Source organism: Micromonospora sp. BQ11 (genome assembly GCF_052068135.1).
In the GTDB taxonomy this organism is placed as follows: Bacteria; Actinomycetota; Actinomycetes; order Mycobacteriales; family Micromonosporaceae; genus Micromonospora.
The window spans coordinates 217,606-232,086 of the sequence record NZ_JBQHDB010000002.1; the positions used below are offsets into that span (position 1 = coordinate 217,606).

A 14,481-nucleotide genomic window follows, 5' to 3' on the forward strand; every position below is an offset into this window, starting at 1 on the left:
GCCCACGGCGGGCGCACGGCGCGCGGCGGGCGCGGGGGTCAGGGGGGTGGGCGGACCAGGCCGGCCTCGTGGGCGGCGATGACGAGGTGCACCCGGTCCCGGGCGCCCAGCTTGGCGAACAGTCGGGCCACGTGCGCCTTGGCGGTGGCTGCGCTGATGACCAATTCGGCGGCGATCTCGCCGTTGGACAGGCCGCGGCCGACCAGGGTCAGCACCTCCCGTTCCCGGTCGGTGACGCCGGGCAGGGCGCGGGTCCGGACGGCCACCTCGGGCCGGCGGGTGAACTCGGCGATGAGCCGCCGGGTGACGGCGGGCGCGATGAGCGCGTCGCCGCCGGCCACCACCCGGACGGCCCCGAGGATGTCGTCGAGGGCCATGTCCTTGACCAGGAAGCCGCTGGCGCCGGCCCGCAGCGCGGCGTGCACGTGGTCGTCGTCGTCGAAGGTGGTGAGGACGAGGACCCGGGTCGGACCGCCCACCGCGGTGATGATCCGGGTGGCCTGGATGCCGTCGGTGCCCGGCATCCGCAGGTCCATCAGCACCACGTCCGGGACGACCTCACGGGCGAGCCGGACCGCCTCGGCGCCGGTGCCCGCCTCGCCGACGACCTCGATGTCTGCGGCATCGGCGATGAGCACGCGCAGTCCGGCACGGATCAGGGGCTGGTCGTCGGCGAGCACCACCCGGACGGTCACCGGCCCGCCTCCGGCGCAACGGTGCCGCGCGCCGGAGGCCCGGTCTCCGGCACCGGCAGCCCGGCCGCCACCCGGAAGCCACCCTCGGGGCGCGGCCCCGCCTCGAACCGGCCGCCGAGCAGCGCGACCCGCTCGCGCATGCCGAGGATGCCGTGCCCCTCGCCCCCGACCGGACCGCCCCGGCCACCGTCGACGACCTCCACGCCCACCTCGTCGGGGCGCTGCGTCACGGTCACCCGACAGTGCCCGACGGCCGCGTGCCGGACCACGTTGGTGAGCGACTCCTGCACGATCCGGTACGCCGCCAGGCCCACCTCGGCGGGGACCGGCACCGGCTCCCCGTCGCGCCGCAGGTCGACGCGCAGGCCCGCGTCGCCGGCCGCCGCGACGAGGCGGTCGAGATCCGCCGTCCCCGGCGTGGGATCCAGCGGCGCGGCCTCGTGGTCCGGGCGGCGCAGGGCGCCGAGCGTACGCCGGAGCCCGGCCAGGGTCTCCCGGCTGGTGGCCTCGATGGTGGCGAGCGCGGCGCGCGCCTCCGTGGGCTGGGTGTCGATGACCCGCGCCCCCACTCCGGCCTGGATGGCGATCACGCCGATGCTGTGCGCGACCTGGTCGTGCAGGTCGCGGGCGATGCGCAGCCGTTCGGCGGTGACGGCCTCGGTCGCGGCGTGCGCCCGCAGGGACGCCGCGTAACGACGCCGGGCCCGGACCGAGTTGCCGACGGTCCAGGCGGTGGCGACGGTCAGCACGGAGAACGTGGCCCGGTTCAGCGGGTCGAAGCCGGTGTTGAGGAAGCTCGCGGCCACCTGGACGGTGAGCACGATCGCGGCGGCGGCCACCGAGACGCGGCGGGAGCGGGTCGCGGCGACCACGCCGACGGCGAGGTCCACGGCCGCGAACTGGAGGTGGAAGACGTCGTCGTCGTAGCCGGCGTCGCCGCCGTGGACGGTCCCGGCGCCCAGGGCCGCACCGGCCAGCATCAGACCGAGCGCGGCCGGCGGGTGCCGCCGCAGCAGCAGCGCGGGGAGCGCCACGACCAGCACCGGCACCAGGTACCGCTCGGGCACCCACCAGCCGACGACGCCGAGGCCGTCGCCGCTGCCGGCGGCCACGCTCGCGTACACCCACAGCGGGGGCAGGACGAGAACCACGGCACCGGCCAGCGCCACGCGGAGCGCCGCCGGGAGAGCGCGGCGCGGCACGGGGGCGACCTCCATGGACACACCGTAGCCAGCCGGACCCGGGGCGGGCATCGGCCCGCAGGCGTACGCCCGGGGGCTGACTGCCGCCGCCGGATGTGGCCGGCGGGGCGACGACCCGGCGGCGACCGGCCGGCAGCGTGGTCGGCATGATCGCTCTGAACGCCCTGACGAAACGGTACGGCCGCACAACGGCGGTCGACGACCTCACCCTGACCGTGCGGCCCGGACACGTCACCGGATTCCTCGGTCCGAACGGCGCCGGCAAGTCCACGACGCTGCGGATCATCCTCGGTCTCACCGCGCCGACCAGCGGCAGCGCCACGGTCGACGGGGTGCCGTTCCGCGACCACCCGCGCGGACTGCACCACGCCGGGGCCCTGCTCGACGCCGGGGACGTGCACGGCGGCCGCAGCGCCCGGGCCCACCTGAGGGCGCTGGCCCGCAGCAACGGCATCGGACGGGGCCGGGTCGAGGAGGTGCTGCGGGAGGTGGGCCTGGCGGCCGTCGCGCGGCGGCGGATCGGCGGGTTCTCCCTCGGCATGCGGCAGCGGCTCGGCATCGCCGCCGCGCTGCTGGGCGACCCGCCGGTGCTGCTGTTCGACGAGCCCTTCAACGGCCTGGACCCGGAGGGCGTGCGCTGGGCACGGAACCTGCTGCGGCGGCTCGCCGCGCAGGGCCGGACGGTCTTCGTCTCCAGCCACCTGATGAGCGAGATGGAGCACTGCGCCGACCACCTGGTGGTGCTCGGCCGGGGGCGCCTGGTCGCCGACGAGAGTCTGGCCACCTTCTCCGCCCGCGGTGGCCGCACCGACGTCGCCGTCCGTACCCCGGATCCCGCCGCGCTGACCACGGTGCTCACCGCCGAGGGCGCGACCGTCCGCCCGGAGGACACCGGTCTGCTGGCGGTGACGGGGATGAGCGCCGACCGGATCGGCGATCTCGCGCTGGCGCACGGCTTACCCCTGCACGGGCTGACCACCCGTACCGCCGCACTCGAGGAGGCGTTCATGGACCTGACCGCCGACGACGTCGAGTACGGCGGTCGGCCGGCCGCCCCCGCCTCCGCCGCCGACGGCCGCACCCGGTCGGCCCGTCCCGCCAACGGGGTGCGGCGGTGACCGCCGGGACCGGGCGGGCCTGCGGGACCGGCGTCCCGCCCCGCTTCCGCGACCTGGTGGCCGCCGAGTGGACGAAGATGTGGTCCCTGCGGTCCACCTGGTCGGCGCTCGGGCTGATCCTGGTCGCGATGGCCGGGCTGGCCGCGTACGCCGCCCTGGCCACCACCGGCGGCTGGGCCGGATGGTCGGCGGAGCAGCGGTCCCTGCACGCGCCGCTGGGCGACGCCTTCCCGGACGAGGCGCAGCTGTTCGTCCTCCTGGCCGCGAGCGCCGTCGGAGCGGTCGCGGTCGGCGGCGAGTACGCCAGTGGGCTGTTCCGCGTCACCTTCGCCGCGGTACCCCGCCGGAGCGCGGTGGCCGCCGCCAAGCTGCTGGTGCTCGCCGCCGTGACCACCGCAGTGGGGGTGACCGGCGCGGCCGCGGCGTTCGCCGTCTCGCAGGCGATCCTCGCCGACGTGGGCGCGGGCATGTCCGTCACCGAAACCGGTGCGCTGCGCGGGATCACCGCGTCGGCCCTGCTGGTACCCGTGTCCGCGCTGGCCGGCATGGCGGTGGCCGCACTGGTCCGCCACTCCGCGCCGGCAATCGTCGCCGCGACCGCCGTGCTGCTCCTGCTGCCGACGGCCCTGAACGAGGACGAACGGTGGACGGCGCTGCTCCGGCACGCGATGCCGGTGCCGGCGTGGCAGCGGCTCATGGAGGTCGGGGAGCCACCCCCGTGGATCTCGCTCCCGCACCGCGCCACGATCGAGGGCGCCTGGACCACGTACGCGGCGTGGACACTGGTCGCCGTCCTGGCGACGGTCGTGGCCGTGCACCGCCGCGACCCGTGAACCGCCGAGCCGGGCGTTAAGAAGGGGCCCCTGCTCTACCGGAGGCGTTAAGCGGGGGCCCCTCCTTTCACGCCACCACCGACACCATCCGGCCGGCGACCACGATGACCTTGCGCGGCTCCTTGCCGGCCAGGGAACCCGCGACCGCCTCCAGGGCCGCCGCGCGGACGGTCTCCTCGGACGCGTCGGCGGCCACCTCGACCCGACCCCGCACCTTGCCGTTGACCTGTACCGGGTAGGTGACCGTCTCGGCGACCAGCAGGGCCGGGTCGGCGACCGGGAAGTCCGCGTACGTCAGCGACGTCTCGTGACCCAGCCGGCGCCACAGCTCCTCGGCGACGTGCGGGGCGAACGGCGCCAGCATCAGCACCAGCGGCTCGGCCACCTCACGCGGCGTCTCCGCCAGCCGGGTCAGCCCGTTGGTCAGCTCGATCAGCTTGGCGATCGCGGTGTTGAACCGGATCCCCTCCATGTCGCCGCGGACGCCGTCGATCACCTTGTGCAGCAGCCGCCGGGTCGCCTCCTCGGCGGGCGCGTCGGTGACCCGCAGGCCGCCGGTCTGCTCGTCGACGACCGCCCGCCACACCCTCTGCAGGAACCGGTACGCCCCGACCACGGCCCGGGTCTCCCAGGGACGGGACACCTCCAGCGGGCCCATCGACATCTCGTACACCCGGAAGGTGTCCGCGCCGTACGCCGCGCACATCTCGTCCGGGGTGACGACGTTCCTCAGCGACTTGCCCATCTTGCCGTACTCGCGCTTGACCTGGGTGTCGCCCAGGTAGAAGCCACCGTCGCGCTCGGTCACGTCCTCGGCCGGCACGTAGGCACCCCGGGCGTCGGTGTACGCGTACGCCTGGATGTAGCCCTGGTTGAACAGCTTGCGGAACGGCTCGAACGACGAGACGTGGCCCAGGTCGTACAGCACCTTGTGCCAGAAGCGGGCGTACAGCAGGTGCAGCACGGCGTGCTCGGAGCCGCCGACGTACAGGTCGGTGCCGCCGCAGTCGCCCTCGCCGCGCGGAGCCATCCAGTACCGCTCGTTCTCCGCGTCGACGAACCGGTCCGGGTTCGTCGGGTCCAGGTAGCGCAGCTCGTACCAGCAGGAGCCGGCCCACTGCGGCATCACGTTCGTCTCGCGGGTGTAGCGCTTCGGCCCGTCGCCCAGGTCCAGCTCCACCTCGACCCAGTCCCGGCGGCGCGACAGCGGGGTCTCCGGGTTGCTGTCGGCGTCGTCGGGGTCGAACGTCTTCGGCGAGAAGTCGTCCACCTCGGGCAGTTCGACCGGCAGCATCTCCTCCGGCAGCGCGATGGCGGCCCCGGTCTCGTCGTACACGATGGGGAACGGCTCGCCCCAGTACCGCTGCCGGGAGAACAGCCAGTCGCGCAGCCGCCAGGTGACCGCGCCCGCGCCGTGCCCGTTCGCCTCCAGCCAGGAGATCGCCGCCGCCTTCGCGTCGGCGACCCCCAGCCCGTCCAGGTCCAGGCCGCGGTCGGGCGCGGCGCTGTTGATGGCCGGCCCGTCCCCGGTGTACGCCTTGCCGGCGAAGCCCTCCGCCGGCTGCACGGTCCGGACGATCGGCAGCTCGAACACCTCGGCGAACGCCCAGTCCCGCTCGTCCTGCGCGGGCACCGCCATGATCGCGCCGGTGCCGTAGCCGGCCAGCACGTAGTCCGCCACGAACACCGGGATCCGCGCACCGGTGGCCGGGTTGACGGCGTACGCGCCGACGAAGACGCCGGTCTTCTCCTTCGTCTCCGACTGCCGCTCGACGTCGGTCTTGGCCGCCGCCGCCTTCCGGTACGCCTCGACGGCCGCCCGCGGGCTGGCGTGCCCGCCGGTCCAGGCGTCCCGCGTCCCGTCCGGCCAGGCCGCCGGCACCAGCGCGTCGACCAGCCCGTGCTCGGGCGCCAGCACCATGTAGGTGGCGCCGAAGATGGTGTCCGGCCGGGTGGTGAAGACCCGGATCGGCCCCTGGTCGGTGGCGAAGTCGATGTGCGCGCCGGTGGACCGGCCGATCCAGTTGCGCTGCATCAGCTTGATCGGCTCGGGCCAGTCCAGGGTGTCCAGGTCGTCCAGCAGCCGGTCGCCGTACGCGGTGATCCGCATCATCCACTGCTTCAGGTTCCGCTTGAAGACCGGGAAGTTGCCCCGCTCGGAGCGGCCGTCGGCGGTGACCTCCTCGTTGGCCAGCACCGTGCCCAGGCCCGGGCACCAGTTCACCGGGGCCTGCGACACGTACGCCAGCCGGTGGTCGTCGACGACCGCGCGTCGCTCGGCGACGGTCAGCTCGGCCCACGCGCGACCGTCCGGGGTGGGCCGGTTCCCGCCCTCGAACTCGGCGATCAGCTCGGCGATCGGACGGGCCCGCTTCGCCTCGGTGTCGTACCAGGAGTTGAAGACCTGCAGGAAGATCCACTGGGTCCAGCGGTAGAAGTCGGTGTCGATGGTCGCCACCGAGCGGCGCTCGTCGTGGGCCAGGCCCAGTCGGCGCAGCTGCTCCTTGTACCGCTCGATGTTGGCCTCGGTGGTGGTACGCGGGTGGGTGCCGGTCTGCACGGCGTACTGCTCGGCGGGCAGGCCGAAGGCGTCGAAGCCCATGGCGTGCAGCACGTTGCGTCCGGCCATCCGCTGGTAGCGGGCGAAGCAGTCGGTGCCGATGTAGCCCAGCGGGTGGCCGACGTGCAGGCCGGCACCCGACGGGTACGGGAACATGTCCAGCACGTACAGCTTCTCCGCGCCCGCGCGCGGGTGGTCCGGGTCGGCCAGCGGACCGGTCGGGTTCGGGGCGTGGAAGGTGCCCTCCCGCTGCCAGCTGTCCTGCCAGCGCCGCTCGATCTCGTTGGCCAGGGTCGCGGTGTACCGGAACGGGGGAATGTCGTCCGCCGGTGCGGCTGCCTCACTCATGGCGTCTCCTCGCTTCGCTGTGGCGGAGTGGCGTCCGTGCTGTCTGGCTCTGGTGCTCGCCGGCCGCCGGTCCGACCGGCGACGGGCACAAAAAAGCCCCTCGCGCAGGAGGGGCCGCCGTGCTGTCGCGCTCAGCGCATCAGCACGGCCCGGTAAGAAGCAGGAAGACTCCGGCCATGTCGGGAGTGTACCGCGCCCCGCGGCTCGCCACGTCGCGCGCTACCAGCGGTCGGGACACGATCCCGCTTCGTGATCATGTCGGGCACCCACAGCAACCGTCGAATCCCCCGTCGGAACGAATATTCCGGGCGTAACCGGCTGACTACCTGCGGGGGTCGGCGGTAGCGACAAACATGGTTAGCCTGAGAGGCCAGTGAGATTTCTGCGGCAGACGAGGCTCGGCGTCGCGAACCCAACGACGGGTCCAGGTGCTCTTTACAGAGCTGCCGTGACGGCGACGAGGAGGAGGCCCGTGACACAACAGACCTGGGACGAGGTGGGCGGCGTGCTGCCGCACGACGAGTTCCGCGCCGCCAGTGAAGCCATCGTGTCGAACATCGAGCACGTCATCGAGGGCAAGACCGCCACCGTGCGGCTCGCCCTGGCCGTCCTGCTCGCCGAGGGCCACCTGCTGATCGAGGACGTCCCGGGCGTCGGCAAGACCAAGCTGGCCAAGGCCCTGGCCCGGTCGATCGACTGCTCCGTGCGCCGCATCCAGTTCACCCCCGACCTGCTGCCCAGCGACGTCACCGGCGTCAGCGTCTACAACCAGGAGACGCACGACTTCGAGTTCCGGCCCGGCGCCGTCTTCGCCAACCTGGTGGTCGGCGACGAGATCAACCGCGCCTCTCCGAAGACCCAGTCCGCGCTGCTGGAGTGCATGGAGGAGCGGCAGGTCACCGTCGACGGCGTGACCTACCAGCTCCAGACGCCGTTCATGGTCATCGCCACCCAGAACCCCATCGAGATGGAGGGGACCTACCCGCTGCCCGAGGCGCAGCGCGACCGGTTCACCGCCCGGATCGCGATGGGCTACCCCGACCCGAGCGCCGAGCTGGCCATGCTCGACGGCCACGGCGCCGTCGACCCGCTGAACGACCTGCGCCCGGTCTCCGACGCCAACACCGTGCGCCGGCTGATCTCGCACGTCCGGCAGGTGCACGTCGCCGACGTCGTCAAGCAGTACGCGATCGACCTGGTAACCGCCACCCGCGAGTCCCCCGACCTGCGGCTCGGCGCCTCCCCCCGGGCCACCCTCCAGATGCTGCGCACCGCCCGCGCGGTCGCCGCCCTCGATGGCCGCGACTACGTCCTCCCCGACGACCTGCAGGTGCTGGCCGTGCCCGTGCTGGCGCACCGGATCATCCCGACCGCCGACGCCCAGCTGGCCCGCCGCACCACCGACGCGATCGTTTCCGACCTGGTGCACCGGCTCCCGCTGCCGCACGACCGCCAGCGCTCCCCGTACGACACGCGGCCCGCCACCGGCAACGGCCGCGGTCCGTACGAGCCGCGGAGGCCGTGACGTGCGCGACGGGCTGCGAGGGCTGACCACCCGCGGCCGCTCGTTCCTGGCCGCCGGGGTAGCCGCGGCCGTCTCGGCCGGCATCCTCGGCGAGAAGGACCTGCTGCGGGTGGCGGTGCTGCTCGCCATCCTGCCGCTGCTCGCGGCCCTCTACGTCGGTCGCAGCCGCTACAAGCTGGCCTGCAACCGCTCGCTGGACCCGCACCGGGCGCCGGTCGGGGCGAACTCGCGGGTGGTGCTGCGCCTGCAGAACCTCTCCCGGCTGCCCACCGGCACCCTGCTCCTGGAGGACCGCCTGCCCTACGCGCTGGGCAGTCGGCCGCGGGTCGTACTGGACCGGCTCGGCGCGCACCAGGCCAGCTCGGTGGCGTACACCGTGCGGGCCGACGTGCGCGGTCGCTACGAGGTCGGGCCGCTGGTGGTCCGGATGACCGACCCGTTCGGGCTGTGCGAGCTGACCCGCTCCTTCCCGAGCACCGACCGGCTGACGGTGATCCCGCAGGTCACCCCGCTGCCGTCGGTCCGGCTCGCCGGTGAGTACGCCGGCAGCGGCGACAGCCGGGCCCGCTCGGTGGCGGTGCACGGCGAGGACGACGCGGCCACCCGGGAGTACCGGATGGGCGACGACCTGCGCCGGGTCCACTGGAAGTCGACCGCGCGCACCGGCGAGCTGATGGTGCGGCGCGAGGAGCAGCCCTGGGAGAGCCGGGCCACGGTCCTGCTGGACACCCGCGCGTACGGCCACCGGGGTGACGGCCCGACGGCCAGCTTCGAGTGGGCGGTCTCGGCCGCCGCGAGCGTCGCGGTGCACCTGCGGCAGGCCGGCTACAAGCTGCGCCTGGTGACCGGGTCCGGGGCCGACGTCGACGCCACCGAGGTGGCCGGCGACGGGGTGCTCCTCGACCATCTCGCCGAGGTCCGGCTCGACCAGCGCGTCGAGATCACCGCGCTGGTGCAGCAGGTCCGGCAGCGGGCCGACGGTGGCCTGATCATCGGCCTGTTCGGCTCGTTGAGCACCGCCGAGGCCGAGTTGCTGGCCGGGCTGCGGGGCAACGGCGCCACCTGCGTGGCCTTCCTGCTGGACAGCTCCACCTGGCTCAACCTGCCGGACAAGGCACGCGCCGAGGCCGACCAGGCGCACGGCGCCGCCGCGCTGGCCCTGCTGCAGAGCGGCTGGCGGGTGATCGGCGTCGACCACGGTGCACGGTTGCCCGCGCTGTGGCCGCAGGCGGCCCGTGGTTCGCAGGGCTTCGCGCTGCGCGCCGCGTTGGCCGAGACGGTGGCCGGCGGCATGCGATGAACGGAAGGGTCTCCTCATGATCGCCCACCGGAACCTGGGCCTGGTGGCCGCCGCCGCGACGGTACTCGCCGCGGCGCCGCTGTCGGCCATCTTCGAGCGCTGGACCTGGCTGATCCAGTCGACCATCGCGGTCGCCGTGGTCGCCGCCGTGGCCGCCCTCACCCGACTCGGCCGGATCCCGACGTGGGGCCAGGTCCTCGGCATGCTGGCCGGCCTCACCATCGCGCTGACCTGGCTGTTCCCCAGCGGCGAGGAACTGCTCGCGGTTATCCCCACGCCGGGCACCTTCGGGCACTTCGCGGACCTGCTGAACGCCTCCCTCGACGACATGCGCTCGTACGGCGTGAAGGTCCCCGACACCGACCCGCTGCTGTTCGTCACCGTGCTCGGCATCGGCGGGGTGGCCGTGCTGGTCGACGTGCTGGCCGTCAGCCTGCGCCGACCCGCACTGGCCGGCCTGCCGATGCTGGCCGTCTACTCGGTGCCGGTGGCGGTCTACGTGGACAGCGTCCCGCCGGTGCCGTTCGTCATCGGCGCCGCCGGCTACCTGTGGCTGCTGGTCACCGACAACGTCGACCGGGTCCGTCGCTTCGGCCGCCGGTTCACCGGGGACGGCCGAGGCGTCGACGTGTGGGAGGCCTCGCCGCTCGCCTCGGCCGGGCGACGGCTGGCCGTCGTCGGGGTGGCGCTCGCCGTGGCCGTGCCCCTGGCCGTACCCGGCATGACCGGTGGCCTGCTGGACACGATGGGCTCGGGCACCGGCGAGGGCACCGGCCGTCCCGGTCAGGGTGGCGCCCCGGGCCGGGTCGACCTGTTCGCCGCGCTCAGCGGGCAGTTGAACCAGCGCGACGTCGTCGACTACCTCAAGGTCACCACCAACGAGTCGCAGCCGTTCTACCTGCGGTTCGGGGCCGCCGACCGGCTCGGGCCGGAGGGCTTCCGGGTACGCAACCCCAGCGGCAGCCCGGCCAACCGGGACCTGCCGGGCCCGAAGGAATCGGTGCGGGCCGGCATGGAGCGCACCCGCTACCGCGCCACGGTCGAGGTGACGAAGAACCTCAACATGCCGTTCCTGCCGGTCTACACCGAGGCACTGCGGATCGAGGACATCAACGGCAACTGGTCCTACGACGACAAGCTCCAGGTCGTCTACTCCCAACGGGAGAACGTCCGCGGCAAGCGCTACGAGTTCGACTACGTCCGCACCACGTACACCCCGGCGGCGCTCCAGCAGGCGACACCGCTGCCGGCCGACCACCCCCTCGAGACGGAGCAGACCCTGAGGCCGCCGGTGCCGGAGGTCCAGGCGCTGGTCAAAAAGCTGGTGGAGGGCAAGAACACCGACTACGACAAGGTCCGGGCGATCTACGACTACTTCTCCGCGGAGAACGGCTTCACCTACAAGCTCAGCACCGAGAGCGGCACCAGCAACCAGGACATCGTCAACTTCCTCGCCAACCAGGCGGGCTTCTGCCAGCAGTACTCGGCGGCGATGGCATGGCTGGTCCGGGAGGCGGGCATCCCGGCCCGGGTGGCGTTCGGCTTCGCCAACGGCGCGAACTCCGGCAACGGCACCTACACGTTGACCAACCGGAACCTGCACGCCTGGACCGAGGTCTACTTCAACGAGTTCGGCTGGGTGCCGTTCGACCCCACCCCCGCGTACGGCGTCAGCGGCTCGACCCGGTCGGCCTGGGCGCCGGACAGCGACGCGGCGGAGGAGACCACGCCGGGCGCCGGTGCCACGACGGCCCCGAACGCGCCGGGACCCACGGCGAGCGCCGACCGTCGCCAACCAGGGCAGGAGGACCCGGCCTCCGGGCTTCCGCTCGACTCGGCGACGCCGTCCGGCGAGGCGCCGGTCTGGCCGTGGTGGGTGGCCGGCGCGCTGGCCCTGCTCGCCCTGCTCGCCCTGCCGGCGCTGCGCCGGCTCGCCCTGCGTCGTCGACGCAGTGGTCGGGTGACGCCGGCCGCCGCCGCGGCGGCGCCGACCACGCCAACCGTGGACGGGGCCACCGACGGCCGGCGGATGGTGGTCCTGGCCGACGCCGACCGGGCGCGGACCGACGCGCACGCGGCCTGGGACGAGTTGATGGACACCCTGGTGGACTTCCGGGTCCGGATCGACCGGACGGAGACGCCCCGGGCCACGGCCGATCGGCTCGCCCGGGAGGCGTTGCGGGAGAACGCGGACGCCGCCACGGCGGCCCGGCTGCTCGGTCGGGCCGAGGAGCGGGCGAGCTACGCCCGGGACCCGCTCAGCGGTGAGGAACTGCACCCCGCCCTGCGCCAGGTACGCGGTGCGCTCGCGGCCAACGCCGACCGGCGCACCCGGCTCCTGGCCGCCGTGCTTCCTCCGTCGGTGCTGCTGCGCTGGCGGACGGCCACGGCCGACACGTCCTCCCGCCTCGTGAGCGGGTACGGCCGGGCCCGTTACCGCCTGGTTCGGTGGAGCCCACGCCGCCTGCTCGCCGGCCGCCTGGCTCGCTGACGACCAACCCGCCCACCCACCACGACGCTCACCCGCTGCCGGGCCGGATGTCTTCCGGCCCGGCAGCTCCGTCTTCGGGCCCGGCAGCGCTGTCTTCGGGCCCGGCAGCCATGTCGCCCACCGGGGTCGAGCGCCGGGACAGCTCGATGCCTTCGGCTGATGTCACTCAGACATATTCATGTCAGGGAGACATCACGCTGCCACGGCCTTAACTCGCCATGCCCACCGCAGCGGGTCATCCCTCGATGTCCAGATGCGCAGGGGGGTAGCCACGACAGCGCACCCTGCCTCCCAGCATCAGCAGATCTTGGAAGAAAGTGGCCCCCCGAGGGGCCCGGATTTTCCAAGATCCTTGGAGAAGGAAGCGGCCCGGGCCGAGGACGGCCGGCCGAGGGCGGCGAGCGAGAGGCCGCAGGCCGGGGCCAAGGGGCCAGCAGGCGGGCAGTGCGGGCGAAGGGGCCAGCAGGCGGGCAGTGCGGGGCCAAGGGGCGGGACGGGCCGCCGGGATCAGCGGGAACGCGAAATCGGGCGCCCGGGGCGCCACAGGGGCGCATGGGGACGCCGGAGGTCGCCGATCAGACCGGCGACCGGGTGGGCGCCGAAGCGGGTTACCGCCTCAGCGGTGGACCGAGGTCAGCGGTGCCCCTCCGGGCGCTGCCGCCACCGGTCCTCCATCCGATCCAGGATCGAAGGTCGGCGGCCCGTTCGACCGCGGGGACGGCGACGACTCGTCGTGCCACCCACCACGTGCAGGTCGGGCGACTGCGCCCGACGGTGCGACTGCACCCCGTAGCCCAGCGCGGCCAGCATGACGACGAACCCCGCCACTGCCAGCGGCGGAGTTTTGATCACCGCGCCGTAGACCAACAGGGCGAGGCCGACGACGACCACGACGGCGGCCACGAGCAGGCGACGCCGCGTCTGGAAACGCGGGTCGCTGGCGCGCACGGCCGAGGCGAATTTGGGGTCCTCGGCAAGCGACCGCTCGATCTGCTCGAACAGCCGCTGCTCGTGCTCCGAGAGCGGCACGGCACTCCTCCCCGGTCATGGTGGTCGGGCCCGGGCGGGCCGACAGACCGTGACAGCCAACCGGCTGCTTACCCCCGAGTCTACGAGGGCCCTCGCGCGTCGGAAAGCGGGACGACCTATGGCCGGGGTGGATTTTCCTTTTGTTGACGGTCGCGGGCACCGAGCAGACTGGCCGGACCTATGACGGACCGCCCGAAACGGGCAGCAGCGGCGTCCGCCGCAGCTTCCGCCTCGCGCCATCCGCGCTCGGGCGCGCCGAGGGTGAGCTGTCGGGGGGTGTCCGCGGCCGGTGCCAGCCCTTCGGCCCGTACGCCGACCAGGCGGATCCGCTCGCCGGGGTCGAGTGCGGTGTAGAGGGCCCAGGCCGTGTCGAACATCTCCCGTGCCACATCCGTCGGCACGCCGAGGGTGCGGGAGCGGCTGACGGTGCGGAAGTCGGCCATCCGGACCTTCAGCGACACCGTCCGCCCCACCTGGCCCGCCCGCCGCAGCCGGACCCCGACCTTCTCGGAGAGGGCGAGCAGGGCGCGGCGGATCTCGACCGGGTCGGCGACGTCGTTGTCGAAGGTCACCTCGGCGCCGATCGACTTCTCCACCTGCTCGGGGCTCACCCGGCGCGGGTCACGCCCCCAGGCCAGCTCGTGCAGGTGCCGGGCGGACGCCTCGCCGAGGGCCTTGCGCAGCATCCCGTAGGGCGCCTCGGCCAGATCGCCGATGGTGGTCAGGCCGAGGCGGCGCAGCGTCTCGGCGGACCGCTCCCCCACCCCCCACAGCGCCGACACCGGTAGCGGGTGCAGAAAGTCGAGCACCCGGTCGGCGGGGACCACCAGCAGGCCGTCGGGCTTGGCCCGGGTGGAGCCGAGCTTGGCGACGAACTTGCTCGGCGCCACACCGACCGAGCAGGTCAGCCCCTCCTCCGCCGTGACCCGTTCCCGGATGCGCCGGGCGATGGCGGCCGGTGGCCCGAACAGCCGTCGCGCGCCGGCCACGTCGAGGAACGCCTCGTCCAGGGAGAGCGGCTCGACCAGCGGGGTGACGTCGCGGAAGATCTGCATGACCGCCCGGGACGCGGCCGAGTAGGCCGGGAAGTCCGGCGGCAGGAAGACCGCGTGCGGGCAGAGCGCCCGGGCGCGCATGGTCGGCATGGCGCTGCGGACGCCGTACCGTCGGGCCTCGTAGCTGGCGGAGCTGACCACGCCGCGCGGCCCGATGCCGCCGACCACGACGGCCCGGCCGCGCAGCTCCGGCCGGGCGCGCACCTCGACGGAGGCGAAGAAGGCGTCCATGTCGACGTGCAGCACGGTGCAGTCGGTGTCGTCGGCGTCCGGACCGAAACGGGGATCGCCGCCCCTCGGCAACGACTGACTCCGGCCCATGACC

10 protein-coding genes are annotated in these 14,481 nt (G+C 73.8%); 5 read left to right on the plus strand and 5 right to left on the minus strand.

The window, feature by feature from the left end; genetic code table 11:
- Positions 1–38: 38 nt before the first annotated feature.
- Both ACTMSW_RS04980 and ACTMSW_RS04985 read right to left on the minus strand, forming a co-directional pair.
- Positions 39–695: a response regulator gene (locus ACTMSW_RS04980; protein ID WP_441179231.1), complete on the minus strand. Its 657-nt coding sequence runs from the start codon at positions 693–695 to the stop codon at positions 39–41.
- Entirely contained in the window at positions 692–1,912 is a 1,221-nt protein-coding gene (locus ACTMSW_RS04985) for a sensor histidine kinase (protein WP_441179232.1), read from the minus strand. The genes ACTMSW_RS04980 and ACTMSW_RS04985 overlap by 4 nt, the downstream gene beginning before the upstream one ends.
- 131 nt (positions 1,913–2,043) lie before the next feature.
- Between ACTMSW_RS04985 and ACTMSW_RS04990 the strand changes: the two genes are divergently transcribed.
- Both ACTMSW_RS04990 and ACTMSW_RS04995 read left to right on the plus strand, forming a co-directional pair.
- Positions 2,044–3,015: an ABC transporter ATP-binding protein gene (locus ACTMSW_RS04990; RefSeq protein ID WP_441179233.1), complete on the plus strand. Its 972-nt coding sequence runs from the start codon at positions 2,044–2,046 to the stop codon at positions 3,013–3,015.
- Positions 3,012–3,848: a hypothetical protein gene (locus tag ACTMSW_RS04995; protein WP_441179234.1), complete on the plus strand. Its 837-nt coding sequence runs from the start codon at positions 3,012–3,014 to the stop codon at positions 3,846–3,848. Before ACTMSW_RS04990 ends, ACTMSW_RS04995 begins: the two co-directional genes overlap by 4 nt.
- A gap of 67 nt (positions 3,849–3,915) precedes the next feature.
- On the opposite strand, the gene leuS is transcribed toward ACTMSW_RS04995, so the two are convergent.
- Positions 3,916–6,756, minus strand: coding sequence for a leucine--tRNA ligase (leuS, locus tag ACTMSW_RS05000; RefSeq protein ID WP_441179235.1), 2,841 nt, complete (start codon positions 6,754–6,756; stop codon positions 3,916–3,918).
- 472 nt (positions 6,757–7,228) lie between these two features.
- Between leuS and ACTMSW_RS05005 the strand changes: the two genes are divergently transcribed.
- The 3 genes from ACTMSW_RS05005 to ACTMSW_RS05015 are packed head-to-tail and all read left to right on the plus strand — an operon-like array spanning position 7,229 to position 12,072.
- Positions 7,229–8,281, plus strand: coding sequence for an AAA family ATPase (locus tag ACTMSW_RS05005; RefSeq protein ID WP_441179236.1), 1,053 nt, complete (start codon positions 7,229–7,231; stop codon positions 8,279–8,281).
- Position 8,282: 1 nt separating this feature from the next.
- A complete protein-coding gene (locus ACTMSW_RS05010; protein WP_441179237.1) occupies positions 8,283–9,581 on the plus strand; it encodes a DUF58 domain-containing protein in 1,299 nt (432 codons plus the stop codon).
- Positions 9,582–9,597: 16 nt separating this feature from the next.
- Positions 9,598–12,072, plus strand: coding sequence for a transglutaminaseTgpA domain-containing protein (locus ACTMSW_RS05015; protein ID WP_441179238.1), 2,475 nt, complete (start codon positions 9,598–9,600; stop codon positions 12,070–12,072).
- Positions 12,073–12,705: 633 nt separating this feature from the next.
- Here the strand turns inward: ACTMSW_RS05015 and ACTMSW_RS05020 are convergent.
- The gene (locus ACTMSW_RS05020; protein WP_441179239.1) at positions 12,706–13,101 is read right to left on the minus strand and encodes a DUF3040 domain-containing protein; all 396 of its coding nucleotides are present in this window, start codon (positions 13,099–13,101) and stop codon (positions 12,706–12,708) included.
- A gap of 116 nt (positions 13,102–13,217) precedes the next feature.
- Positions 13,218–14,477 carry a DNA polymerase IV gene (locus tag ACTMSW_RS05025; RefSeq protein WP_441179240.1) on the minus strand — a complete coding sequence of 420 codons (1,260 nt, stop codon included), beginning with the start codon at positions 14,475–14,477 and terminating at the stop codon, positions 13,218–13,220.
- Between the last annotated feature and the right edge of the window lie 4 nt (positions 14,478–14,481).